The 24,502-nt window shown below is 64.3% G+C and carries 23 protein-coding genes, 1 tRNA gene and 2 pseudogenes; 13 read left to right on the top strand and 13 right to left on the bottom strand.

Going from position 1 to position 24,502, the window contains the following annotated elements:
• Positions 1–9: 9 nt before the first annotated feature.
• Positions 10–366 (bottom strand): annotated as a pseudogene (locus tag AC5RUQ_RS20535) (substrate-binding domain-containing protein); the annotation flags it as partial.
• Between AC5RUQ_RS20535 and AC5RUQ_RS20530 the strand changes: the two are divergent.
• A pseudogene (locus AC5RUQ_RS20530) lies at positions 355–746 on the top strand (alpha-galactosidase); the annotation flags it as partial. The pseudogenes AC5RUQ_RS20535 and AC5RUQ_RS20530 sit on opposite strands and share 12 nt — an antisense overlap.
• 134 nt (positions 747–880) lie before the next feature.
• Complete coding sequence (gene aroQ, locus AC5RUQ_RS20525) at positions 881–1,339, top strand: type II 3-dehydroquinate dehydratase (protein ID WP_493949105.1); 459 nt, start codon at positions 881–883, stop codon at positions 1,337–1,339.
• 32 nt (positions 1,340–1,371) lie between these two features.
• Here the strand turns inward: aroQ and AC5RUQ_RS20520 are convergent, their stop codons facing one another.
• On the bottom strand, positions 1,372–2,556 hold the full coding sequence (locus AC5RUQ_RS20520) for a MarP family serine protease (protein WP_493949104.1): 1,185 nt from the start codon (positions 2,554–2,556) through the stop codon (positions 1,372–1,374).
• Positions 2,557–2,740: 184 nt separating this feature from the next.
• Between AC5RUQ_RS20520 and AC5RUQ_RS20515 the strand changes: the two genes are divergently transcribed.
• Positions 2,741–3,418 (top strand): Crp/Fnr family transcriptional regulator, encoded by a 678-nt coding sequence (locus AC5RUQ_RS20515; protein ID WP_009359192.1) that lies wholly within the window; start codon positions 2,741–2,743, stop codon positions 3,416–3,418.
• A 136-nt stretch (positions 3,419–3,554) separates the two neighbouring features.
• A complete protein-coding gene (locus AC5RUQ_RS20510; RefSeq protein ID WP_493949103.1) occupies positions 3,555–3,737 on the top strand; it encodes a hypothetical protein in 183 nt (60 codons plus the stop codon).
• On the opposite strand, the gene AC5RUQ_RS20505 is transcribed toward AC5RUQ_RS20510, so the two are convergent.
• The 3 genes from AC5RUQ_RS20505 to sp36 are packed head-to-tail and all read right to left on the bottom strand — an operon-like array spanning position 3,734 to position 5,350.
• Entirely contained in the window at positions 3,734–4,645 is a 912-nt protein-coding gene (locus AC5RUQ_RS20505; RefSeq protein WP_493949101.1) for an NUDIX hydrolase, read from the bottom strand. The genes AC5RUQ_RS20510 and AC5RUQ_RS20505 overlap by 4 nt on opposite strands.
• 14 nt (positions 4,646–4,659) lie before the next feature.
• Complete coding sequence (locus AC5RUQ_RS20500; protein ID WP_493949100.1) at positions 4,660–5,193, bottom strand: RidA family protein; 534 nt, start codon at positions 5,191–5,193, stop codon at positions 4,660–4,662.
• A gap of 1 nt (position 5,194) precedes the next feature.
• Positions 5,195–5,350: a Sp36 family protein gene (gene sp36 / locus AC5RUQ_RS20495; protein ID WP_003797879.1), complete on the bottom strand. Its 156-nt coding sequence runs from the start codon at positions 5,348–5,350 to the stop codon at positions 5,195–5,197.
• A 37-nt stretch (positions 5,351–5,387) separates the two neighbouring features.
• On the opposite strand from sp36, the gene AC5RUQ_RS20490 reads away from it, so the two are divergent.
• The 5 genes from AC5RUQ_RS20490 to AC5RUQ_RS20470 all read left to right on the top strand — a co-directional run bounded on the left by AC5RUQ_RS20490 (position 5,388) and on the right by AC5RUQ_RS20470 (position 12,673).
• Positions 5,388–7,715, top strand: coding sequence for a transglycosylase domain-containing protein (locus AC5RUQ_RS20490; protein ID WP_493949099.1), 2,328 nt, complete (start codon positions 5,388–5,390; stop codon positions 7,713–7,715).
• A gap of 4 nt (positions 7,716–7,719) precedes the next feature.
• Positions 7,720–8,667 (top strand): metallophosphoesterase, encoded by a 948-nt coding sequence (locus AC5RUQ_RS20485; protein ID WP_493949098.1) that lies wholly within the window; start codon positions 7,720–7,722, stop codon positions 8,665–8,667.
• Positions 8,668–8,878: 211 nt separating this feature from the next.
• Positions 8,879–10,696 (top strand): ABC transporter ATP-binding protein, encoded by a 1,818-nt coding sequence (locus AC5RUQ_RS20480; RefSeq protein WP_493949097.1) that lies wholly within the window; start codon positions 8,879–8,881, stop codon positions 10,694–10,696.
• Positions 10,693–12,519, top strand: coding sequence for an ABC transporter ATP-binding protein (locus AC5RUQ_RS20475; protein WP_493949096.1), 1,827 nt, complete (start codon positions 10,693–10,695; stop codon positions 12,517–12,519). Before AC5RUQ_RS20480 ends, AC5RUQ_RS20475 begins: the two co-directional genes overlap by 4 nt.
• A gap of 77 nt (positions 12,520–12,596) precedes the next feature.
• Positions 12,597–12,673 (top strand) — tRNA-Pro (locus AC5RUQ_RS20470).
• A gap of 136 nt (positions 12,674–12,809) precedes the next feature.
• Here AC5RUQ_RS20470 and AC5RUQ_RS20465 read toward each other — a convergent pair.
• On the bottom strand, positions 12,810–13,028 hold the full coding sequence (locus tag AC5RUQ_RS20465; RefSeq protein ID WP_493949095.1) for a hypothetical protein: 219 nt from the start codon (positions 13,026–13,028) through the stop codon (positions 12,810–12,812).
• 128 nt (positions 13,029–13,156) lie between these two features.
• Between AC5RUQ_RS20465 and AC5RUQ_RS20460 the strand changes: the two genes are divergently transcribed.
• Entirely contained in the window at positions 13,157–14,422 is a 1,266-nt protein-coding gene (locus AC5RUQ_RS20460; protein ID WP_493949094.1) for a helix-turn-helix domain-containing protein, read from the top strand.
• Between the two features lie 48 nt (positions 14,423–14,470).
• Here AC5RUQ_RS20460 and AC5RUQ_RS20455 read toward each other — a convergent pair whose 3' ends face one another.
• Together AC5RUQ_RS20455 and purD are read right to left on the bottom strand one after the other, a co-directional pair.
• Positions 14,471–15,409 carry a phosphoribosylaminoimidazolesuccinocarboxamide synthase gene (locus AC5RUQ_RS20455; RefSeq protein WP_493949093.1) on the bottom strand — a complete coding sequence of 313 codons (939 nt, stop codon included), beginning with the start codon at positions 15,407–15,409 and terminating at the stop codon, positions 14,471–14,473.
• Position 15,410: 1 nt separating this feature from the next.
• Positions 15,411–16,727, bottom strand: coding sequence for a phosphoribosylamine--glycine ligase (purD, locus tag AC5RUQ_RS20450; protein WP_493949153.1), 1,317 nt, complete (start codon positions 16,725–16,727; stop codon positions 15,411–15,413).
• A gap of 93 nt (positions 16,728–16,820) precedes the next feature.
• On the opposite strand from purD, the gene AC5RUQ_RS20445 reads away from it, so the two are divergent.
• Entirely contained in the window at positions 16,821–18,395 is a 1,575-nt protein-coding gene (locus AC5RUQ_RS20445) for a molybdopterin-dependent oxidoreductase (RefSeq protein WP_493949092.1), read from the top strand.
• A 36-nt stretch (positions 18,396–18,431) separates the two neighbouring features.
• Entirely contained in the window at positions 18,432–19,448 is a 1,017-nt protein-coding gene (locus tag AC5RUQ_RS20440; RefSeq protein ID WP_493949091.1) for an asparaginase, read from the top strand.
• 32 nt (positions 19,449–19,480) lie between these two features.
• On the opposite strand, the gene AC5RUQ_RS20435 is transcribed toward AC5RUQ_RS20440, so the two are convergent.
• The gene (locus tag AC5RUQ_RS20435; RefSeq protein WP_493949090.1) at positions 19,481–19,852 is read right to left on the bottom strand and encodes a VOC family protein; all 372 of its coding nucleotides are present in this window, start codon (positions 19,850–19,852) and stop codon (positions 19,481–19,483) included.
• Between the two features lie 133 nt (positions 19,853–19,985).
• Between AC5RUQ_RS20435 and AC5RUQ_RS20430 the strand changes: the two genes are divergently transcribed.
• Complete coding sequence (locus tag AC5RUQ_RS20430) at positions 19,986–20,363, top strand: sterol carrier family protein (protein WP_493949089.1); 378 nt, start codon at positions 19,986–19,988, stop codon at positions 20,361–20,363.
• 74 nt (positions 20,364–20,437) lie between these two features.
• Here the strand turns inward: AC5RUQ_RS20430 and AC5RUQ_RS20425 are convergent, their stop codons facing one another.
• The 4 genes from AC5RUQ_RS20425 to AC5RUQ_RS20410 all read right to left on the bottom strand — a co-directional run bounded on the left by AC5RUQ_RS20425 (position 20,438) and on the right by AC5RUQ_RS20410 (position 24,099).
• The gene (locus AC5RUQ_RS20425) at positions 20,438–20,851 is read right to left on the bottom strand and encodes a hypothetical protein (RefSeq protein ID WP_493949088.1); all 414 of its coding nucleotides are present in this window, start codon (positions 20,849–20,851) and stop codon (positions 20,438–20,440) included.
• Between the two features lie 99 nt (positions 20,852–20,950).
• Complete coding sequence (locus tag AC5RUQ_RS20420) at positions 20,951–21,712, bottom strand: SDR family oxidoreductase (protein WP_493949087.1); 762 nt, start codon at positions 21,710–21,712, stop codon at positions 20,951–20,953.
• Positions 21,713–21,759: 47 nt separating this feature from the next.
• Positions 21,760–22,503: an aspartate/glutamate racemase family protein gene (locus AC5RUQ_RS20415; RefSeq protein WP_493949086.1), complete on the bottom strand. Its 744-nt coding sequence runs from the start codon at positions 22,501–22,503 to the stop codon at positions 21,760–21,762.
• Positions 22,504–22,530: 27 nt separating this feature from the next.
• Complete coding sequence (locus AC5RUQ_RS20410) at positions 22,531–24,099, bottom strand: NCS1 family nucleobase:cation symporter-1 (protein ID WP_493949085.1); 1,569 nt, start codon at positions 24,097–24,099, stop codon at positions 22,531–22,533.
• Positions 24,100–24,502 lie beyond the last annotated feature (403 nt).

Here is a 24,502-nt window from a genome sequence, read left to right as displayed (position 1 = left end):
TAGCAGCCGCTACGTGCAGCCGCAGGATTGCCTGACATGCAGGGTGGTGTCGAAAATCCGGTGCCGGGGTTTCTCCCCACGGCTGGCTCCCACCAGCGCCGCTACCGCTGCCTCCGCCATCACGGCAACCGGCTATTCCACCGTGGTCAACGGAGGCCATGAGTATTCGGACTCGGCGGAACCGTCAAAGGATGCCACTGCGATATCCCGCGGAACGTCCAATCCTGCTTCATGGACCGCCCGCAACAGGCCGATAGTCTGCATATTCGATGTGGCGAAAATTGCTGTGGGCCGGTTCACCGACGCCAGCAACTGCTGGCCGGCAACATAACCGCCGGGCCGCTTAAATGCGCTAAGGAACACCGGGACCTCATCCACAGCGGCCGATGGTCCGCGCCGACGTGCCGGACGAGTCGCTGATGCTGCACGGTGCGGTTTCGGGAGAGTCGCCTCAAACAGGCACGACGGCGGCGCTGTTCGCCTTGGTCAGCACGCGCACCGCGTTCGATGAGCAGCCCGGCAAGATCACCATCCCCGGCCTTGAGCCGGACCGGACCTACCGGCTGGAGGCAATCTCGCCGGTTCCCGGTGACAGCCACTACGCGCACGCCTTCACGCAGGTCCAGGCCCCGGCCTGGCTGGCCGACGGGGCAGTGGCGAACGGCCGCTTCCTCGCCGAGGTGGGCGTGCCCATGCCCATCCTCAACCCCGAGCACGCACTGCTGCTTCGTTTCACGGCGCTGTAGCCTCCGCGGGCCAAATGAAGGCTGCCCTGGCGTTCCGTGTTCTTTTGAGCTGCGGGGAACGCCGGGGCAGTCTTCGTCGCTGACGGGCACCGTAAGAATGCGCGGCAGCCCGCCCAGGCGATAGATTTGCTCGCATGACCGAACCCTCTTCATCAATCAGCCGCGGCACCATCCTGGTAATCAATGGGCCCAACCTGAACCTGCTGGGCACCCGTGAACCCGAAAAGTACGGTACGTCCACCCTGGCTGACGTGGAGGAACTAGCCGCCCGGACTGCAGAGGCACACGGGTTCGTGGCCGAGTGTGTCCAGTCAAACCACGAGGGCGTCCTGCTGGACACGATCCACGCCGCCCGTGGAAACGCCGTTGGCATCGTCCTCAACGCCGGCGCCTTCACGCACACGTCCGTTGCCTTGCGGGATGCCCTTGCCGCCGTGCAGCTGCCGGCGGTCGAAGTGCACATCACCAACGTGCACCAGCGCGAAGAGTTCCGGCATCACTCGTTCCTGTCGCCGGTGTGCACCGCCGTGATCGTGGGCGCTGGCGTATTCGGCTACAAACTGGCCATCGACTACCTGGCTGAGGTCCTCTAGGTTTTCCGCTGCGGCCGGTTCCGGAGGCGCTGCTACTTCTGGATGCACTGCCCCGAGGAAACGGGGGCACTCAACGACGGCGCCTGCGCTGCGACCGGGTTGAGGTCGTCCATGGTGATGGCGAACCCCATCTCTGCGTCCGACGTCGCCTTGGCGAAGATCACTCCCGCCACCTGGCCGTCGGTGGTCAGCAGGGGACCGCCGGAGTTTCCCGGCTGGACGTTTCCAGCAAGCCGGTAGATCTCTTCCGGCGAGGGATTGCTGCCGTAGATGTCCGGCACCAGCACCGTCGTGATGTCCTGGACGGTGGCGGGCCGGGACTGGAAGGGTCCGCCATGCGGGTAACCTGCGAAGGCGGCCGGGCTGCCACTGGGCAGGTCCGCGCTCAGTGCCAGCGGTTGGGCAGGCAGGTCGTCGACCGCCAGCACTGCGAGATCATGCCGGGTATCAAAGTAAACCACCCGGCCGGGCATTGCGCCGCCGTCGGGCATCTCCACGACGGGTTCCGACACGCCCGCCACGACGTGCGCATTCGTTACCACCCGGTCCTGGGAAACAACGAAGCCGGTGCCGGTCTGGTTCTGGCCGCACTGGTATGCCGTGCCGGCGATTCTCAGGACTGATTCAGCCGCCCTGTTCAGGGCCGGGGTGTCGGTACTGGCGTTCGGCACGGGCACTGTCGGGCCCTGGTCCAGGCCCTCAATCAAGGTGGGAATGCCGTTACCGATGACTGTTGAGCGCAACTGGGCCATGGTGGCTTTCACGGGGTCCGGAGTCAGGCCGTCGATGAAACGGATAACCCTGGATTCGGCCAGCTGCTGGGAAACAAAGGGCACGCCGAGGGAGCTGACACTGAAGGCCAGCATGGACATCACCAGCGCGGAAACCACCAGATTGACGGCGCCGCCCACCAGCCGGTCAACGGCCCGTAGGGGCCGAATCCGCACTGCGCCGCGGACTTGACGGCCGATCATGGTTCCGAGGCCGTGCCCCAGAACCACCAGTGCGACGGCGGCGGCCACAATGGCGGTCAGCCTCCACCCGGAGTCCTCAACGAAGCCGCTCACAAGGGGGACCGCGAAAAATGCCGCCACGGCTCCTGCAGCGAATCCGGCAATACCGCCAACTGTTACAAGGAAGCCGTTGCGAAGACCGTAAATCAAGTAGGACAGCAGCGCCAGGATCAGGACCAGGTCCAGGACAGTCAAGCCGACCACTAAGGCTCCTTATCAACAGTTGAAACCTCATTCTAGTGGCGTACGCTGACAATCTTCTGTGGGTCCCCTTCGCCTGCGGCACCCGCCGCTTGGGGGTTTTGGCTGCCAAGTTCGTCACAGAACCTTGAAAATTCTGAAACAATGGCACAAGCGCCACAGCCGACACTTTTATTCAGGAGATTTTATGGACATCGAGGTACTGCGCCGAGCACCCCTTTTCGCCACGCTCGACGACGACGCATTCCGTCTGCTGACGGACGAGCTGACCGAGGTGGACCTTTCCCGCGGTGCTTCGGTTTTCCGTGAGGGCGACCAGGGCGACCAGCTCTACTTCATCGTTTCCGGCAAGGTGAAGCTTGGGCGTACCTCCCCCGACGGCCGGGAATCACTCCTTGCCATCCTCGGCCCGGGTGAGCTCTTCGGGGAGATGGCCCTGTTTGATCCCAGCCCGCGCACGGCCACGGCCACCGCGGTTTCCGAAACCCGCCTGGCTGGCCTGAAGAATGAAAGCCTGAACAACCTGCTGCGCACCCGTCCCGAGGTTTCCGCGCAGCTCCTGCAGGCTCTTGCCCGCCGGCTACGCCGCACCAACGATTCCTTGTCAGACCTCGTATTCTCCGACGTTCCCGGCCGCGTCGCCAAGGCCCTCCTGGACCTCGCGGACCGCTTCGGCCGCCCCGCAACCGACGGCGTCCTGGTGGCCCATGAGCTCACCCAGGAAGAACTGGCCCAACTCGTCGGCGCCTCCCGCGAGACCGTCAACAAGGCCCTGGCCGAATTCGTCCAGCGCGGCTGGCTGCGCCTCGAAGCCCGCGCCGTCGTCATCCTGGACATGCAGCGCCTCCGCCAGCGCTCCCGCTAGTCCCAACAGCATAAAGGCCGCCCCAAGGGGCGGCCTTTTGCGTTTAAAACCGAAACGCCCCATCACCTCCCGCCGCCTGCGAACCAAAGCCATGGCGGCAAACAAGCGGTAAAATTGGACCTAGAGGTGCTTGGCGATGTCCGTGGCAATGGCCGTTGTTTTGATCCTGCTGGGCTTGGCTTCCCTTGCCGCGGTGGTCGGCACGGTGGTCCTGGTGATCAAGGACGGCCGGGGCCAGATTCCGCTGGAACCGTCTGTTCGGCCTTGGACTGCAGGGAACCTTCCGAGCCGCCCGTACTCCACGCTCCGCCGAATTTAGCGTTCGCGCTGCGGGTCCCCCGCGACGGTTTTCGCAGCTTCCACTTCGAGCAGCAGCCTGCCGTCTTCTTCCACAAGCCGCGGCTGGTACACATGGGCTTTGCGTTTATAGCTGAGGTACGCAATGCAGCCGTTCGCAGCCGCCATCTTTTCGAGCATGATCTCGGACCCGGGCACCAGGAGCTCGCCGAGGGTGCGGCCCACGGTGTTTTCCTGGCCCACCTCATCGCCGAGGGCTGTGGTGTCACGTCCGGCGATGAGATCGGCAGCGTTTACCCACCTGCCCCACACCCCTTTTCCTTCCAGCAGTGTGGGCTGCTGGTTCAGGGGCACGGTGGCTGCGAAGTAGCGGGTGTCGAACCTGCGGTGGGCGAAGTCGGGGCTGCGCCAGTTCACGAGGGACTTCAGCAGATCGGTCCGGACTGACAGCCCGCGCTTCGCCAAAACCTCCGGGAAGGTCTTTTCCTGTTCGGCAACGGCAAGGCGGGCGCGCATGAATTCCGGCGTGGATGTGGCCTCGACGGTACTCGCCATGTCGGCGCCGGCAAGCAGCACACCGGTTTCCTCAAAGAGTTCCCGGATGGCGCCCACCACGTGGCGCCGCGCCAGCCCGACGTCGTCCGTTCCCATCTGCTCAGCCCAATGCTGTGGCGAGGGGCCCAGCCAGCCGACGGGATCGTCGTCGGCAGCGTCCAGGGAACCGCCGGGGAACGCGAGGACCCCCAGCGGCGAGGAACCGGGCCGGTAGGCCAGCCACGTTTCCAGGCCGGTGGGGGAATCACGCAACAGGACAACGGAAGAAGCGAGGCGCGCTGCCCTCGGGGTCCGTTCGCCGTGTTCGAGCCAGCTCTGCGCTGCCCCTTCAAGATCCTGGGGAAGTGCAAACAAGCGTCGGGCGAGCTGAGGCAAAGGAAGAACCGGTCCTAGCTGAATTCGGCGATCAGTTCGACCTCTACCGGAGAGTCGAGCGGCAGTACAGAAACACCCACGGCGGAACGTGCGTGCTGGCCGGCGTCACCCAGTACACGGCCCAGCAGTTCCGAGGCACCGTTGATAACGCCGGGCTGTCCCGTAAAGGAGGGATCGGACGAGACGAAACCCACAACCTTGACGATGCGCGTGATCCGATCCAAGTCTCCGATGACGCTCTTGACGGCGGCCAGGGCGTTTACGGCGCAGATTGCGGCGAACCGCTGGGCGTCCTCAGGGGAAACCGTGGGCTCATCCGCAAAGCCTTCGGTGCCGACGGAAACCTTTCCGGTGGCTTCGAGCTTGCCCTTGACGAAGGGCAGCTGTCCGGAGGTGTACACGTGGTTGCCGGAAATCACGGCAGGGACGTAGGAGGCGACCGGCACGGCAACCTCAGGAAGTGAGATTCCCAACTCGGCAAGGCGCTGCTCAACAGCTGAGATGGGTGCGGCAGCGGTGCCGGACGGGGCTTCTGCGGAGGCGCTCATGCTACTGCTTCTCCCGCTTCAGATAGGCAACCAGGCCGTTTCCGTCGGGTCCGGGGACTACCTGGACGAGCTCCCAGCCGTCGTCTCCCCACTGGTCCAAAATCTGCTTTGTGGCGTGAATAATGAGCGGAATCGTGGCGTACTCCCATTTGGTCATGAGAGAAAGACTAGTCCTTGCCGGTAAAGTGGAAAACATGGCGACTCGTAAGAACCCATTATTCGACACTGCCACCACCCTCGGAAAGATCCTAGTTTTCCTTGGCGTGAGTGCAATTTGCGGTGTCCTGGTAGCAGGCCTGCTGGTCCCTGCGGCAGCCGTCTCAGGCAGTGCAGCCAGCGGTTCGATCGAGTTCTTCGACACCCTTCCGGCAGAGCTGAAGGTCGATCCGCCCAACCAGACCACCCGGATCCTCGCAGCGGACGGCAGCGAGATCGCCAGCGTCTACAAGGAGAACCGTACCAAGGTCGCCTTGGACCAGATTTCGCCGTTCGTCAAAGAAGCTGTCATCGCAGTCGAGGACAGCCGTTTTTATGACCACGGCGGCGTGGACACCACGGGTATCCTGCGCGCGCTGGTCAGCACTGCGCGCGGTAACAGGCAGGGTGCCTCCACCATCACACAGCAGTATGTGAACAACGTCCTCAACTCCAATCTCGCCGCCGAGGGCCGGGACGAGGACATCAAGCTCAATGGCGTCAACAAGGGTGTGGGCGACAAGCTTCGTGAAATGAAGCTGGCCATCGCCCTGGAAAAGGAGTTCAGCAAGGAGCAAATCCTTGAGGGCTACCTGAACATCGTCTTCTTCAACCGCGACGCGTACGGCATTGAAGCCGCATCCCGCTTCTTCTTCAGCACCTCCGCCAAGGACCTCACGCTCCCCCAGGCCGCGCTGCTGGCCGGTCTGGTCAACAGCCCGTCCGCGTTCGACCCCATCAGCAACCCGGAGAATGCCAAGCAGCGCCGCGACCTGGTTCTGAGCCTGATGCTCAATCAGGGCAAAATCACCCAGGCTGATTACGATGCCGCCGTCGCCACTCCGGTGGAGACCAAGGTGACGCAGCCCAAGCAGGGCTGCGCCTACGCTTCAACCGCGCCGTACTTCTGTGACTATGTCCTCCACCTGCTGGAGAACAACCCGGCCTACGGAGCGGACCTTGCAGAGCGGCAACGCCTTATTTACGGCGGCGGCCTGACCATCACCACCACGCTGGATCCGAACGCACAGGCAGCGGCGCAGGAGCAGGTCAACGCCTCTGCCGGCGCCAACCCGGACAAGTGGGGCGCGGCAATGGTTTCCGTGCAGCCCAACACCGGCAAGATTGTCTCGATGGCCCAGAACACCACGTTCCTGCCGGCCGAAGGGTCCTTCGACTCGCAGGTGAACTTCAACGTGGACAAGCTGGACAAGGACGGCAACGACCTTAACGGCTTGGGCGGTGCCCAGCCCGGCTCCACCATGAAGCCGTTCACCTTTGCCGAGTGGCTGAATGAGGGCAAGTCCATGAACACGGTGGTGAACGCAGCCCAGCGCCGCTACCCGCTGAACTTCCCGTGGCGCAACACCTGTGGCCAGGTCACCGGTGCCTACAACACCGCCCAGAAGGCACTCGGCGCTGCCGACGACCTGCAGAACGCCGAGCCGCAGTGGTACCGGCCCCTGTCCGTGCTTGAGGGCCTCTACAACTCCATCAACACCGTGACCTTCGCCTCCGCCGCTCAACTGGACTTCTGCGGAATCCAGAAGATCGTTGACGCTACGGGACTCCATGGCGGGCTTCCGGCTGACGGCGAACCGAACCCCAAGATCAACATGTCCACGCTGGGCAACCTGCTGGGTTCCACGCAGACCGCCCCGCTGACCATGGCCAGTGCCTTCGCGACGTTCGCCAATGACGGAAAGTACTGCGAGGCCATCGCCGTCACCTCCGTCACGGACCAGACCGGCGCCCAGCTTCCGGCACAGTCCACCAGCTGCCGGGATGCGGTCAAGCCCGAGGTTGCCCGCGGCGTGAACTATGCCCTGCAGGAAGTCCTCAATCGGGGTTCGGGCTCGTTGATCCAGCCCCGGATCTCCACGCGCACCAGCTTCCCGATCGGCGCCAAGACCGGTACGTCCAACAACAACGGCTCCACCTGGGTTGTTGGCCACACCACCGGCCTTGCCACCGCTGCATGGTTCGGTGACGCCCTGGGCGCCCAGGACCGCTCCGGCCAGAACATCACCGTCAACGGGAAGTTCTACCAGGGCATTGACGGTTACATGATTGCCGGGCCCATGTTCTCCAACTTCATGTCCCGGATCGCGCCTGCCTACGGCACGGAGCCCTTCCCCGCGCCGCCCAGCAACCTGCTGAACGGCGGTGGCGGCGGAACCAATACGCGGACTCCCGCAACCACCGCGCCGAGGGCCACCCAGGCGCCGGCAGCCCCAGCGCCCGCAGCCCCACAGCCCGCGCCCGAGCCGAGCAGCAACGGCAACGGGAACGGCAGCGGGAACAACAGCGGGAACAATGACGACTAGCCGGATGTTTTCAACCAGTGCGTTGGCCAGCCGCGCCCGAACCATCGGGCGCGGCTTTGCCGTCACCGCCGGAGCCGGGACCGCAGCGGGTATTGCCGCTTTCGGATATGGCCTGTGGGAAAAGAACCAGTTTGTCCTCCGCGAAGAAACGCTGGACATCCTGCCGCGCGGGCAGGCACCGTTCCGGATCCTGCACCTGAGCGACATTCACTTTGTCCCGGGCCAGAAAAAGAAGGCTGCCTGGCTGGAGTCCCTGGCCGGTCTTGAGCCGGACCTGGTGGTCAATACCGGCGACAACCTCAGTCACGCGAAGGCGGTGGACCCGCTCCTGCAGGCTCTCCGCCCCCTCATGGAGTTCCCCGGCGTTTTTGTCCCGGGCTCCAATGACTACTTCGAGCCCAGTTTGAAGAACCCGGCTTCCTACCTGCTGGGACCCTCCAAGGCCAAGCCCAAACCCACTGTGCTGGACTGGCCGCGGCTGCGTTCGGGCTTCGGCATGAGCGGCTGGGTGGACCTGACCAACCGCCACCAGTCAGTGGTTCTTAAAGGGATCCGCTTCGACTTTTCCGGCGTGGACGATCCGCATTTGAACCGCGAGCGCTACGCGGGTTGGCCCCGTGGCACCATTAACCAGAACGCCACCCCCCACTTAAAGGTTGCCGTCATCCACGCTCCTTACCAGCGCGTGCTGGACCACTTCACAGAGGACGGCGCCGACCTCCTGCTCGCGGGCCACACCCACGGCGGCCAACTGTGCCTTCCCGGCTACGGCGCCCTCGTGTCCAACTGCGACCTCCCCACGTGGCGGGCCAAGGGGCTTAATGATTGGCAAAGCAACGGCAGTACGACGCCGGTCAACGTCTCCGGCGGCATTGGCACCTCCCGCTTCGCGCCCGTCCGCATCGCGTGCAAGCCGGAAGCAGTCCTGCTCACCCTCACCTCGCCCAACTGACTCCGCTGCGCTAGAAAGTCCCGTTTCGAAAAGCAGTTTTCCGCAGGTGGACTGTTCGCGCAACGGGATGGTTGAGGAGCGGTAAGCATTGCGAAGAGCAATAACTGGCCAAGCTTCGAATGCGGTCCGGAAGCCTGTGAATCGGCTCACGGCATGGCATAGGGTAGTTGCTACGGGAAACTACATTCGATTTAGAGCTTGAGAAGCGGGCATGGCCAAGCAAACTCCATTTTTTCGATCCATCAGCCGTCTCTACCCACATGTCAGGCCGATCATCCCCCGGCTTCTCCTGGGACTTCTGTGCGCACTCCTGGCCAGCGTTGTTGCCCTGGCCATCCCCCAGGTCCTCCGGGTGCTGATCAATGAATCGCTTGGCCCGGGGGGCACCACGGAAGCCGTGTGCATCTCGGCCGGCCTCATCCTTGTGCTGGGGGTGGCTGAGGCCGGGCTGGTGGCTCTCCGACGGCAGTTCGTTATCAATCCGGCCACCTCCGTGGAGACCCGGATGCGGATTTCGCTGTATGACCACCTGCAGGACCTGACGGTCTCGTTCCATGACCGCTGGGGATCCGGCCAGCTGCTCTCCCGCGCCATGACGGACCTGAACTTCCTGCGCCGCTGGATGGCCTTCGGCGCCATCATGCTGGTGGTTACCACCCTCACGGTGATCATCGGCATTGGCGTGATGTTCGCCATGAGCTGGCAACTGGCCCTCATCTTCCTGGCCGCCGCCGTGCCCATCATGGCCTACAGTTTCCGGTTTCGGACCCGCTTCAGCAGGGTTGCCCGGCGCAGCCAGGACCAGGCGGGCGACCTTGCCACCACCGTGGAGGAATCCGTCCACGGCATCCGCGTCCTCAAGGCCTTTGGCCGCAGCCGGGAAGCCCTCGAAAACTTCGAGGAACAAGCCGAGGAACTGCGCCAGACGGAGATTGACAAGGCACGCCAGCAGGCAACTTTCACCATGGTGGTCACCCTGCTGCCGGAGCTCGCCCTTGGCGCGGGACTCGTGGTGGGCGTGATGCTGTGCGCCAGCGGCCAGCTGAGCATTGGTGCGCTGGTGGCCTTCTTTGCCACGGCAGCCGTCATCGCCTCCCCCGTTGAATTCTCTGGCATGCTGCTGGCCATGGCACTCACTGCCAAAACCGCCGTCGACCGCCACTTCGAAGTGATGGACTCGGCCAACAGCATCACAAGCCCGCCCGAGCCCCGGCTGCCAGCCCACATCGCTGGTGCCCTCCGCTTCAACAACGCCACCTTCGCCTTCGAGGACGCTCCGGACAAGCCCATCCTGAAGGAGATCAACCTCGACCTCCGCCCCGGTGAAACGATGGCCCTGGTGGGAATCACCGGAAGCGGCAAGAGCGCCCTGATCCAGCTCGTGCCGCGCCTGTACGACGTCACCGACGGCTCCATCACCATCGACGGCGTGGACCTGCGGGACTTTGACGTGGAGGAGCTCCGCCGCATCGTGGCAGTCGCCTTCGAGGACACCACGCTGTTCTCCAATTCGGTGCGCGACAACGTCCTGCTCGGCGCCCCGGTCCGCACTGATGCCGTCCTGGAGGAGGCCCTGGACGTGGCGCAGGCGCACTTTGCCTATTCCCTGCCCGAGGGCCTGGACACCCTCATCGGCGAGGAAGGCCTCAGCCTGTCCGGCGGGCAGCGGCAGCGGATAGCCCTGGCCCGGGCCATTGCCGCCCGCCCGAAGGTGCTGGTGCTGGATGACCCGCTGTCCGCCCTGGACGTCCACACCGAGGAACTCGTGGAAACGCGGCTCCGCGCCGTACTGAAGGACACGACAACGCTGATCGTGGCCCACCGGCCGTCCACAGTTGCTTTGGCGGACCGGGTGGCGCTGCTGGAGGACGGCCGCATCACCGCCGTCGGAACCCATACGGAACTGCTGGCCGGCAACGACCATTACCGCTACGTCATCGCCAGCCTTGACCAGGAACCCCGGGACCTGGACTCCGAGCTGTCGGAGCTCAAAGAAGCGGGTATCCCGGCAGAGGAAGTAACCCGATGAGCACCGCAACGTTTGGCACCGCCAACGAAGACAACGCCCACCTCAGCAAGAGCGACAGCAGGGCCGTACGACGCCGGTCGCTGGCACTGCTGCGCTCCCTCATCCGGCCGGTCCGGCTGCGGTTCTGGCTGACGATAGCCACCGTGGTCCTCTCCCAGGCCGCACGGGTGGCCGGCCCGGCGCTGATCGCCTTCGGCATCGACAACGCGCTGCCCGCCCTGCAGGCCGGAGACAACCTGCCCCTGGTGCTCACCGGCGTCGCGTATCTGCTGGCAGCGATTGCGACGGCGGGACTCACCGCCCTGTACGTAACCTCCACTGCCAAGCTGAGCCAGGCCATGCTGCTGGACCTGCGTCTTCGGGTTTTCCGGCACACCCAGCGGTTGAGCCTGGAGTTCCACGAAAAGTACACGTCCGGCCGGATTATTGCCCGGCAGACCTCAGACCTGGAGGCACTCCGCGAGCTCCTTGATTCCGGTGTCAGCTCTTTGGCGTCCGGCATGCTGTTCATGATTTTCACCGCAATAACGGTGTTCGCTTTGGACTGGCGCAGCGGCCTGCTGGTGCTCGCGGCAGGCGTGCCCATGTACTTCCTGGCCCGCTGGTACCAAAAGCACTCCCAGATCGCCTTCCGGGAGTCGCGGGTGGTGTCTGCCCGGCTGATCGTGCACTTCGTGGAGACAATGACCGGGATCCGGGCAGTGAAGGCCTTCCGCAAGGAACGCGAAAACGCCGAACGTTACGGGAAGCTCGCGGAGGACTACAGGCTGGTCACCGTCCGGTCCATCAACCTCAACGGGATCTTCCAACCCGGGCTGGTGCTGATCGGCAACGTCTGCGTCGCCGTGGTCCTGCTCTTCGGCGGATTCCGCGTCCTCACCGGAGATCTTGCGGTAGGTGTGCTGCTGGCCCTCATCCTTTCCACCAAGAGGTTCTTCCAGCCGGTGGACCAGATGGCGATGTTCTACAACTCCTTCCAGAGTGCCCAGGCAGCGCTGGAAAAGGTGTCCGGCCTCCTGGAGGAAGTCCCCACAGTGCGGCCACCCAAGAATCCTGTCGCCCTGAAGAACGCCAGGGGTTCGATCGACTTCAAGAACGTGGAATTCCGCTACGGCGACGGGCCGGTCATCGTTCCCACCCTGAACCTGCACATCCCTGCGGGCCAGACCGTTGCCCTGGTGGGCCAGACCGGAGCCGGGAAATCCACCTTGGCCAAGCTGATAGCCCGCTTCTACGATGTTTCGTCCGGCTCCCTCACGCTGGATGGAGTGGACCTCCGCAACCTCAGCACCACGGACCTTAGACGGAACATCGTGATGGTCACCCAGGAGGCCTTCCTGTTCAGCGGCTCCGTTGCAGAGAACATCGCCCTGGGCCGGCCGGAAGCGTCACGCGCCGAGATCGAGGAAGCGGCCAAGGCCGTGGGCGCGCACGAATTCATCCTTGACCTCCCTGAGGGTTATGACACGGACGTCAACAAGCGCGGCGGCCGGGTGTCATCGGGGCAACGCCAGCTCATCAGCTTTGCCCGGGCGTTCCTGGCCCGCCCCGCCGTGTTGATCCTGGACGAAGCCACATCCTCGCTGGACATCCCCTCGGAGAGGCTGGTGCAGAGCGGCCTGGCCCGGCTGCTGGCAGGCACGGACGCTGCCCGCAGGACGGCCCTAATCATTGCCCACAGGTTGTCCACGGTAGAGACGGCGGACCGGGTGTTGGTGGTCCACGACGGCCGAATTGTGGAGGACGGGTCGCCCGCAGAGCTGATCGGCGGCGGCGGGCGCTTCGCCGACCTGCACGGGGCATGGAAGGACTCGTTGGTCTAGCCGCCCACCCTGACTCTGCGGATTTCGCATCGGGCACCGGTATCGGCTATTCTTGTAAAGTTGCTTTTGCAGCGGATCGGGATGTAGCGCAGCTTGGTAGCGCGCTTCGTTCGGGACGAAGAGGTCGCAGGTTCAAATCCTGTCATCCCGACCAAATGGAAGAGGGTCTCCTTACGGAGGCCCTCTTTTTGCGTTCCTGGCAGCCTGACTGGATGGACTTCACAGGGAAAGGGAAAGGCCCCGGAGCAGATGCTCCGGGGCCACCCTCGCCTCCTTAGTTGAGGAAGCTACTAAACCGGGTCAGGCCAGTTGCCCGTGTAGGCGGTGTAGGTGCTGCCGGACTTCTTCTCTTTGACCGGCTGCGATACAGGATCCGGCCAGTTCCCGGTCCTCGCTACAGAGACCTGTTCTGTGTCGGCGATGGAACCTGCAGACAAGACGGCCGGAGCCGCCGCAGAAAACGCCAAGGCCCCAGCCAGCGCGGCTGCCGCTGCAATCTTCTTCAACATATATGTTCCTCAATACGAGTCGGATTCGTTACAAAGCCAGCACTGTCCTTGTTGACATACATTGTAAAATGTTTTCCACAGGGGCTGTCAAGCGCTAAACGGAAACCTGTGAAGAAAGGAGGAATCCCGTGGGCAACGGATTCGGGGAGAAGCTCCGGGCGGAGCGACTCGAGCGGGGGCTTACACAGGCTGAACTGGGCAAGGACCTGTATTCACCCAGCTACATATCTCTACTGGAAACAGGCCGTAGGGAGCCAACAGCGGAGGTCATCGAAGAACTGGCACGCAGGCTGGAACTTGCGCCCAAGGCGTTGGAGGCCTGGAGTCAGCCGATCACCCTCAGCGACGCTGAGTACGTTCTGGCCGGGCTGTACGCCCGCCAGGCCTGGGACCTGCGGGACTACCCGCTCGCCGCAAGCCATGCTGCTGCAGCTGCACAGATAGCATTGGACGGAAGAAACACCAGCGCCTGGTGGAACATGAGTTACATGCAGGCCGAGTGCCTGCTGAAGCATGGCGACCTGCTGGAATGCAGGCAGCTGGTGGAAAGGCTGCTCGAACATCCTATGGCAAAGGAATCGGTGGGTTTGGGCGCGCGTGCCCGCCAGATGCTCGCCGTCGTCTACCAGCGCCAGGGCCAGCTGACGGCTGCCGTGGACCATGCACTGGAAGCCGTCGCCTTCGCCGGGCAGTTACCCAAGGGCTCAATTATCACTGTCGGCGCACTGCGGGCGCTGATCGGCGCGTTGGCTGAAAGTGGCCGCCTTGATGAAGCCTGGAAGTATTGCCAGGAATTGCTGGCGCAGGTAGATGAGGACGCCATGTCTCAACTTGCCGGCGAGGTGGCCTGGGTCATCGGCAACGTGGCGTTCATGCGGCACGATTACGTCGAAGGCGTCAAGCACCACGAACGGGCCGCGAAACTGCTGTCACCGGCAAACGATATTGAGTTGTGGGCCCGTTTCAACAAGGCTTCCGCAGCGGTACGGCTGTCGTCCGGAATAGTGGAACCTGAAACGCTGTCGTCCATCGAGCGGGCTGAGCTTGCCTTTTCAATCGTCAGTGGAACCAAGAGTGATGAGCTGGAGGTCGCCTTTATCCGCGCCCGCTGGCTGTACCTGACCGGCGACATTGTTGCCGCAGTGGAGAAGCTCCGGGAAATCCACGCCGAGCGCGAGGCCCTTGCCAAGCACACGGCAGGAGAAGTTTCCCTCCTCCTGGGCAAGTCGCTGAAGGCGGCCGGCGAGTCGGACGAAGCCCTGGTGTACCTCGAGGAAGCCCAGAAGGCCTTCAGTGCGGCAGGAGCAGCAGACCGCGTCCAGCAGGCACTGGACGCGGTCCTGGAAATAAAACTGGCCCAAAAGCGGGCAGCTGCTGCCACGGCGGCCAGTTAGCAGCACACGATTCGCCGGGAGCAGCTGGGGCTCCGTCAGGCGACGGTATCAGGCGAAGGTTTTTCCGGTCAGTTTCTCGTAGGCCTCAACGTAGCGGCTGCGGGTACGTGCGATGACCTCTTCCGGAAGCGCCGGCGGAGGCGTATCGGAAGCCCTATCCCAGCCCGATTCGGCCGATGTCAGCCAGTCCCGGACGTACTGCTTGTCGTAGGAAGGCTGTGCCTGTCCCGGCTGGTAAGTAGCAGCGTCCCAGAACCGTGAGGAATCCGGGGTGAGCACCTCATCACCCAAGGTGATGGAGCCAGAGACGGCGTCGTAGCCAAACTCCACCTTGGTGTCGGCCAGGATGATGCCACGCTCCCGGGCAACCGCTTCCGCCGTCGTATAGATCTGCAGGGTGAGGTCTCTCAGCCGGGCAGCGATATCGTCACCAACCATGGCCACGACGGCGTCATAGGTAATGTTTTCGTCATGCTCACCCACTTCCGCTTTGGCCGACGGGGTGAAGATGGCCTGTTCCAGCCGCGAGCCGTCCACCAGGCCCTCGGGCAGCGGAATGCTGCATACCGTCCCGGACGACCGGTACTCCTGCAGCCCGGAGCCCGTAAGGTAGCCGCGGGCGATGCACTCCACGGGAAACATGTCCAGCTTCTTGCAGATCATTGCGCGGCCTTCGACTGCCTCGGGCACACCGTCCGCCACCGTGGAGCCCAGCACGTGGTGCTCCACATCCAGCTGGTCAAACCACCACAGGCTCAGCTGCGTGAGGATGCGTCCCTTGTCGGGGATCTCGCTCGTGAGGACATGGTCGAACGCGCTGATGCGGTCACTGGCCACCACCAGCACGCAGTCCTGGCCTACGCGCTGCAGGATGGACTCGTCGGCCGGTTCGTAAAGGTCACGGACCTTGCCGGAGTAGACGTGCGTCCAGCCCGGCAGGTCCAAGGTCCTGGCGTTGAAACCGCGTGCTGCAGGATTGTCGCTCATGCTAGGCCTTCGCTTTCGTCACAGGCAGGGAACTGGTCGATGCGGACGGGACCTTGATCTCGCCACGGGCAGCCTTGCCACCGATGTCACTGCGGAACTGCGAGCCTTCCAGCTGCACCAGCTCCACGCCGTCGTACGCTTTTTCGCGTGCCTCCACCAGGTCGCTGCCGAGTGCCACAACCGCGAGCACCCGGCCACCGGCGGAAACCACCTTGCCGTACTCATCAAAGGAGGTGCCAGCGTGGATCACGTGCACGCCCTCCAGCTCCTCCACCTTTTTCAGCCCGCGGATGCGGTCGCCGGTGCGCGGAGTTTCAGGGTAATTTTCGGACGCTACGACGACGGCGACTGCCGTTTCCTTCGCCCAGCGCAGCTCTTCTGCCTTGTCCAATTCGCCCTTGGCGGCTGCCAGGAGCAGGGCACCAAGGGGTGTCTTGAGCCGGGCCAGCACGGCCTGGGTTTCCGGGTCACCGAAGCGGACGTTGAATTCGATGACGCGGGTGCCGCGCGAGGTCAGCGCGAGCCCCACGAACAGTACGCCCACAAAGGGGGTTCCGCGGCGGGCCATCTCGTTGACAGTGGGCTGGGCCACGCGGTCAATAACTTCCTGGACAAGGCCTGCCGGCGCCCATTCCAGTGGGGTGTAGGCCCCCATGCCGCCGGTGTTGGGTCCTTCGTCGTTGTCGAAGATGCGCTTGAAGTCCTGGGCCGGTGAGAGGGGCACGGTGTTCTGGCCGTCGCAGAGGACAAAAATGGAAACCTCGGGGCCGTCCAGGAACTCCTCGATCACCACCGAGCCGCCGGCGTCGAAGCAGGACTGTGCGTGGGCCAGGGCTTCGTCGCGGTTCCTGGTGACCACCACCCCCTTGCCGGCGGCGAGCCCGTCGTCCTTCACCACGTAGGGCGCACCGAAGGTGTCCAGGGCTGAGGCGGCTTCGTCGGCGTTGGTGGCGACCATGGCCATGGCCGTGGGCACACCGGCCTCGGCCATGATTTCCTTGGCGAATGCCTTGGAGGCTTCGAGCTGAGCGGCCGCTTTGCTGGGGCCAAACACCGGGATGCCTGCTGCGCGCACGGCGTCGGAAACGCCAGCTGCGAGCGGCGCCTCCGGGCCCACGACCACAAGGTCCACGGTGAGCTTCGTGGCCAGGGCGGCTACGGCGTCGGGATCATTGCCGTTGATCTTATGGGTGGGGACCAGCTTGCTGATGCCGGCATTGCCGGGAGCTGCATGGACCTCGGACACGTTGGGGTCGGCGAGCAGGGAGCGGACAATGGCGTGTTCGCGGCCTCCGGGGCCGATGACGAGTACCTTCACAGTCTCCAAGGGTACTTTGTGCACCCTGCCCCCTCCTAAGCTGTGTCAGCTCCGGAAAACAATCCCCGGCCCGCTCCGCTCCGAACCTATGTCATGAAAATGCTTCGGAATTGGCTCAAGGGTCCCACCGCAATGGCCGCGCTGGCAGGCGTGGTGGCTGCCGCCGTCGTCCTTGCCGTGGCTGAGCTGGTTGGAGCGTTTTTTACTGCCCGCGCCACACCCGTTCTCGCGCTGGGGTCCACCTTCATCGATTTCACGCCGTCGTGGCTGAAGGACTTTGCGATCGCTACGTTCGGCACCAATGACAAAGCCGCCCTCTTTGTTGGCATGGCGCTGACCATTGGCGCCCTTGCCTGCGTGCTGGGCGTGGTGGCGTACCGCCGGTGGGCGCTGGGCGTTCTGGGCGTCCTGTTTATGGGTACGGTCATCGTGGCCAGCGTGGTGACCCGGGCAGGTGTGGATCCGGTGGACGCCATCCCGTCAGTGCTGGGGACCCTCGCGGGCCTGGCGGCCCTGCGGTTCCTGGTCGCCCCGCTGTGGACGGTGAAAGCCTGGCCTGAAGCCCCCGCCGACGTTGCCGGCGACACGCCGCACCCGGGGACAAGCCGCCGTCGCTTCTTTGCCGCGGCCGGGATCACTGCCACCGCTGCGGGCATTGCCGCCACGGGCGGCCGCCTCCTGAGTGCCGCGCGCAGCAACATCGCCAAGGCGCGGGAGGCCCTGCAGCTTCCCGCGCCGGCAAGGGCGGCGGCTGCGGTTCCGGCCGGCGTCCAGTCACCGGTGCCGGGCGTCGCGCCGTGGGTGACGCCCAACGGCGAGTTCTACCGAATCGACACCGCCCTCAGCGTCCCGGAAATCAACGCGGACGAATGGGAGCTCCGGGTGCATGGGCTGGTGGAGGAGGAGGTCCGGATCACGTTCCAGGACCTGCTCGACGCCGACCTCATCGAAAGTCACGTCACGCTCACCTGTGTCTCCAATCCCGTGGGCGGAAACCTCGCCGGCAACGCCAAATGGCTGGGCCTGCCCATCCGTGAGGTGTTGAAGCGGGCAAAGCCTATGGATGGTGCGGACATGGTGCTCTCCACCTCCATTGACGGCTTCAGCGCGTCCACTCCGCTCGAGGTCCTCCAGGACGACCGGGACGCCATCCTGGCCATCGGCATGAACGACGAGCCACTCCCCCTTGAGCACGGTTACCCGGTGCGCATGGTGGTGCCGGGCCTCTACGGATTCGTCTCGGCGACAAAGTGGGTGGTGGACCTCGAAGTGACCAGGTTCGCCGACAGCAAGGCCTACTGGACTGAACGCGGATGGTCTGAGCGCGGGCCCATCAAGACGATGGCGCGGGTGGACGTTCCCAAGTCGTTCGCCAAAGTTGCCGCCGGGAAAGTGGCTGTGGGCGGCACCGCCTGGGCCCAGACCCGCGGCATTACCAAGGTGGAGATCCAGATCGACAACGCGGAGTGGGTGGAGGCGGATCTGTCCACCGAGGCGTCCCTGGTCACCTGGCGCCAGTGGTCCTATGAATGGGACGCCACACCCGGGCCGCACTACATCAAAGTGCGCGCCACCGACGGCTCCGGCGAGGTGCAGACGGACCAGCGGGCCGATCCCGTTCCAGACGGCGCCTCCGGCTGGCAGTCGGTGATGGTGACCGTGGAGTAGCCGGGATTCCGGGATGCAGGCCCCTAGACTGGCAACATGCCGCATAATCCGCACGCCACCTTCACCGTGGACTCCGCCGTCGAACTGGCCGTGATCGAGCGCAGCGGCTTTGTTGAGTCCCGGCACATCGGCTCGGCCGTGCTGCTGGCGGCGGATGGGTCCGTCGTCACGGAGCTTGGCGATATCAACACACCAATCTTCGCCAGGTCCGCGTTAAAACCGTTCCAGGCCCTCGCCGCCATGCAATCCGGTGTCCCGCTGCGCGGAGCCCAGGTTGCCATCGCGTGCGGCAGCCATACCGGCTCGCTGGATCACATGGACGTAGTGGCCGGGATGCTCAAGGCAGCCGGGGTCCGCGAGGACCAGTTGCAGTGCCCCGAGGCGTGGCCGCAGGACGAGACGGCCCGGAACTGGCTGGTGCGCTCGGAAAAAGGCAAGTCGCGGCTGGCGTTCAACTGTTCCGGCAAGCATGCGGCCTTCCTCTGGGCCTGCACCGAGAACGGCTGGGACACCCACAGCTACCTGGAGCCGAACCATCCCCTCCAGCAGCGGGTCCGCACGGTCATCGAGGAGTACACAGGCGAAAGGATCGCCCACCTGGGAATCGACGGCTGCGGCGCACCCGTGGCCGCAGTTTCACTCAAAGGCCTGGCGCGCGGCTTTTCGCAGCTGGCAAAGGCTCCGGGCGACCAGAGTTTCAGTGCCCGCGCCGCCACGATCGCCACATCAATGCTGGATTATCCATGGGCCGTCCAGGGCCGCGGCGAGGCCAACACGCTGGTGATGGACGAGCTGGAGATCATCGCGAAAGTCGGTGCCGAAGGCGTCCTCGCCATGGCCACCCCTCAGGGTGTCTCCGTGGCCATCAAGATCCTGGACGGCAACGTCAGGGCCACCTCGCTGGTGGCCCTGACGCTACTTGCCGCTGCCGGTGCGGTGGAAATCCCCGGTGTTGCCAGTGTCCTGGAAAAAGTGGTGGAGCCGGTGACGGGCGGCGGACGGCCGGTGGGGCAGATCCGTCTTGGCCCGGCAGTTTCCGCGCTCCTGGACTGAGTGCCGGCTCTCTTCACCGGAAGTCGCTGGGTTCAGACGTGCTGGTCCACGATCACCGGATTGCCGTCCGGATCAACCACGATGAAGCTCGCCGGCCCGGTGGTTCCTTCCTCTGCTTCCGCCAGGAACGGAATGCCCCGGCCCTGAAGTTCGCGCTGGAGCTCACGCACATCGGTGAAGGACTCGAGCGGCTGTGCGTCCTGGCCCCATCCGGGGTTGAAGGTCAAGGCGTTTTTCTCCAGCATTCCCTGGAAGAGGCCGACGACGGCCTGGCCGTTTTTCAGGATCAGCCAGTTTTGGGAGAGGTCGCCCGCGAACCGGCTGAAGCCGAGTTTTTCGTAGAACGCCGTTGAGGCCTCGATGTCCTTGACGTTGAGGCTGACGGAAAATGCGCCGAGCTGCACGGGTGGCTCCGTTCTGTTCTGACGATATTGCTCCCGATGCTACCCGCGCCCGGCCGCAATTCCGTCCCGCCGACCGTCCGCGGTACCCTGATTGCCTTTGCCACTGCATCCCAACGTTAAGGAAGCCGGACACATGCCAGTAGCCCGCCGTCGCATCGACGTTCAAGAAGGCGCCGCAGCGGTGGAGGCGTGGCGGAAAGCCGCGGAGCCGTCGTCGGACGCTCCCGTTCCGCGGGCCATCCTGGCCACTGCCGTACGGTACACGCTGGAGGAAGTCACTGCGCGGGCTCCGGGGAACTCGGTGGAGGTTCGGGTGCCGCCGTTCGGCGTTACCCAGTGCGTGGAAGGGCCGCGGCATACCCGCGGAACGCCGCCCAACGTCATTGAGTGCGACGCCGCCACCTGGCTGGGAATGGTGACAGGCCGGTTGAGCTGGGCGGAGGCAGTCGCTGCCGGCAAGGTGGCTGCCTCCGGCCTGCGCGCCGACCTCTCTGCGCTGCTGCCCTTTTAGCCTCCCGGGACACAACCCACTCCGGGCCGCGCTCCATGTCAATCCGGTTGATCTTCACCTGCCGCCAGCCTGCTTCAAAGACGGCGTCGTCCAGCATCAACCGCAGCCTTGTTTTTCGGCGGCGAGTCGACGCCGACGCGCAGCTGTTCAAGGGCCTCCCTGGCTTTGCGGACGCCATGGATCCCGTTGGCGCCTGCCACGAATTTGCGCAGTTCGGGCAGCGGAACCTTTGGGCGCTTTGGCTCCCCGAAAGTCCTCGAGTGTTCGCTGATAATCGCGTCGCCCGCAACGACAATGTCCTCCAACGGGAGGACCGACCCAAGGTCCGCCCAAGTCCGGGCCACCGAGGTCAGCCGCAGCCCGTCGATATTGATGAGATCGCCGTCGCGCACTTTGAGCCGGTGCCCGGCGATTCCCTTCCGCCGCGGGAGCGTTTCGCCGCCTCGACGGGAAAGATGGAGGAAGCGGACAATCTGCTCATGCTTCATTGAGCCACGCTCATCAACGCTCCGGGCTGTTATCCACAGCCAGACGCCCGCTCCCCCGGAGTTGGGGGGAGCAGGTGGAAAGCCGGGGCTTTGAGGAGGTCAGCCGCGGCCGATGAAGGGCATGCCGGCTGCCGTCACCACCACTGACCCAACACTGGCCGTCGGAGGCATGCTGGCCATCATCAGGACCGCACGGGCGGCATCCTCAACGGGAAACGTGGGTTCAACCCGGCGGCTGCCGTCCGCCTGGAGCGCGCCCTCGCCCACCCCGATGGTGTCCATGATCTCCGTGGCCGTGTTGCCGATGTCGATCTGTCCGCACGTGATCCCGAAGCCCCGCCCGTCCAACTCGATGCTTTTGGTGAGGCCCGTCATGGCGTGCTTGGTCACGGCGTAGGCCACCGTCCGGGGGCGGGGCGAGTGGGCGGAGATGGAGCCGTTATTGATGATCCGTCCGCCCTGGGGTTCCTGCGCCTTCATGGCCCGGACTGCGGCCCCTGCGCACAGCATGGAACCAGTGAGGTTCACCGCCACCGTGGCATCCCAGTCCTCCAACGAAATCTCATCCACGCTCGCCGCCGGTCCGAACACCCCGGCGTTGTTGAACAGCAGATCCACCCGCCCCCACCGCCGGCGGACGGCCTCGAAAAGATTCTCGACGTCGTCGGGCCGGGTGACGTCGCACGTGACCGGAAGCGCGTGCTCGTGTCCGCCTGCTGTCTCAACAAGTTGCGCTTCGCGCCGCCCGGCGAGGGCGACGCCGTAGCCATCGTCCAGGAGCAGGCGGGCCACCGCCCGGCCGATTCCGGAACCCGCTCCGGTAACCACTGCCACGCGCCCGGGCTGCTGGGGATAGTTCACTATTTTCTCCTGTACTGCCGAGACGCCGCCGTGCCCTAAAGGAGCGCCTAAAGGGACGCCGGCACGTCGGTGCTGTTGAGCGGCCAGCCTATGACGGTTTTCGGCCGCGGTGCAGCGTACGTCCGGACTTTGGAGGTGGACAGCCGCATTCGGACCAGGGATTCGGCGATCGCCACGGCTGACGCCACACCATCCACCACCGGCACTCCCGCGCGCTGCCGGATCTGCTCATCCAACCCGGCCATTCCGCCGCACCCGAGCACAATCACCTCAGCCTTGTCCTGGGTAACGGCAAGCATGGCCTGGTTGATGATCGCCTCCACCGCGCGCTCCGGTTCTTCCTCCAGTTCCAGGACGGCCATTCCGCTGGCCCGGACCGAGGCGCAGCGGGCGTCCAGGCCCGCCAGCTTGAGCCGGTCCTCGATGAGCGGGACGGTCCGGTCCAGGGTGGTGACCACCGAGTACTTGTGGCCCAGGAACATCGCGGTGCTGGCCGCTGCCTCAGTGATGTCCACCACCGGAACCTCCAACAGCTCCTGCAGCCCCTCCCGTCCGTGCTCGCCGTAACCGGCCTGGACGACGGCGTCGAACGGCTCCGGGTAGCGGGTCACCGCGTCCATCACGGCGATGGCTGCCAGGTAGCTTTCGAAGTTGCCTTCACAGGAGTCCGCACCGAAGCGCGGCGTTATCCCCACGATTTCCGTTCCGGGCGCTGCATTGTTGCGTGCCTGCGCCGCAATGGAGCGGGTCATGGACTCGGTGGTGTTGACGTTCGCAATGAGTATGCGCATTGGGGTTTCCTTACTCAGGGTGCTGGCTCAGTGGGTGCTGGCAACGGCGATGGCCTCGCCGTCGCGGTCTTCCAACCGCTGCGACCGGTCCGCGATGGAGAAATACACCACCGCTGCGATGCCGGCGGCGAAGAACCACGCGAAGGGTGCTGCCGAGGCCAGTGCCGGTACGAACGCAATAAGGAGAGCGACGACGGCGGCCGGCACCATGGCTATGATCGCCCTCGGGTTGACGCCGTTCCGGTAGTAGTACGTTCCGGCCTCGGATGCGGTGTACAGCTCGGGGACGTTGACCTTACCGCGCCGGATCAGCCAGTAATCCGCCATCACCACGCCGAACAGGGGGCCGAGCAGGGCGCCGAGGCCGCCCAGGAAGTACACAATCACCAGCGGGTTGTTGTAGAGGTTCCACGGCAGGATGACGAGGCCGATGACCGCGCTGACGATGGCCGCCTTACGGAAGTTCAGCCGCTTGGGAAACAGGTTGGTCAGGGCGTAGACAGGAGCCACGAAGTTGGCCATGAGGTTGACCGCAATGGTCAGGATCAGCAGGGCGAGGCAAGCCAGCACAAGGAAGAGCGTGTTGGGAATCGTCTGGACGATGTCCGAGGGGCTTTCGATGATGGTGCCATTGATTTTGAACTGCCCGCCGGCCATGACCACAACGATGGCGCCGAAGACGAGCATGTTAATGGGGATGCCCCAGAAGTTTCCGCGGACCACGGCCTTCTTGGAGACGGCGGAGCGGGTGAAGTCGCAGAAGTTCAGGACGAACGTGCCGTAGATGGAGACCCACAGGGCACCGCCGGCGAAAATGGTAAGCCACATCTCGGGCCCTTCGAGGGCATTGTCCGAGGACCAGGCGATGGCGCCGCCGGCTTCAATGAAGATCCAGACGGCGATGGCTGCCATGGTGGCCAGGATGACCGGGCCGGCGAAGGCCTCGTACTTGCGGATCATCTCCATGCCGAAGCTGACGATGACCAGCTGGACCACCCAAAGGATGACAAAGGCAATCCAGCCCAGGGTGGACAGCCCAAGAATTGAGTCTTTGTCCAGGGCACCGAGGCCCGGGAACATTGCCACAAGCATCACGCGGAAGACCACGGAGGCAAGGTAAGTCTGGATGCCGAACCAGGCCACGGCGACGGCTCCGCGGAGCAGGCTGGCAATCTGGGCCCCGCGGATGCCGAAGCTGATCCGGCTCATGACCGGAAACGGAACGCCCGTCTTGACGCCCATGAATCCGGAAAGGTTCAGGAGGCCGAAAAGCAGGGCCGCTCCGATGCCCAGGGCGAGAAGGATCTGCCAGCCGCCGAGCCCCAAAGCGAACAGCCCGATGGCGAAGGCATAGTTGCCGAGGCTGTGGACATCGTTGGCCCACAGGGTGAAGATGCTGTAGCCGGACCAGCTTCGGCCGGCACGCTTGGTCGGGGCGAGATCCACGTTATAAAGAGTGGGACTGATGGCCTGGCCGGATGCTGTGCTGGCTGACTCGCACAGGGCTTCGACGGTAAGGGAGGGGTGCGCGGGGGAAACTGACGGCGCTGTCAGGTCGGAAGCCGCGTCAACGCCCACCGGTGGAGGGGTCTGCATAGAGGTCTCAATTCTGGGAGGATCCGCGGTGGTGAGACCGGCCCTGGAAGCCGTTTCTGTTATTCCACTATGCGGAATCAAGATATTGAATAGTGAAATAAGAGTATGACCTGCATCACCCATGGTCAAGGGCGGGGTGCGGCCGGCCGTAGTCACAATCGGTTCACAGGACTCTTGGATGGCACGGAGGCGTTCGACACTGCCGCCAATGTTGACCCTCCTGCCGCCGTATCGCTAATCTCGTATAGCAAGAATGTTTTCTCACAATACGAAAACATGAGCCATTCGACGATGAAATGAGGCTCCCGTGGCTGCAGGAGAAGATACCTCCCATATCCTCAGCGGGTTGACTAACCAGCTGCCTGATCGTGATCCGGAAGAGACCGCCGAGTGGGTTGAGTCC

This window comes from Arthrobacter sp. MDT2-3 (assembly GCF_059090465.1).
Note: the sequence above shows the minus strand (reverse complement) of the source record. Positions and strands in the feature narration are given on the sequence as shown.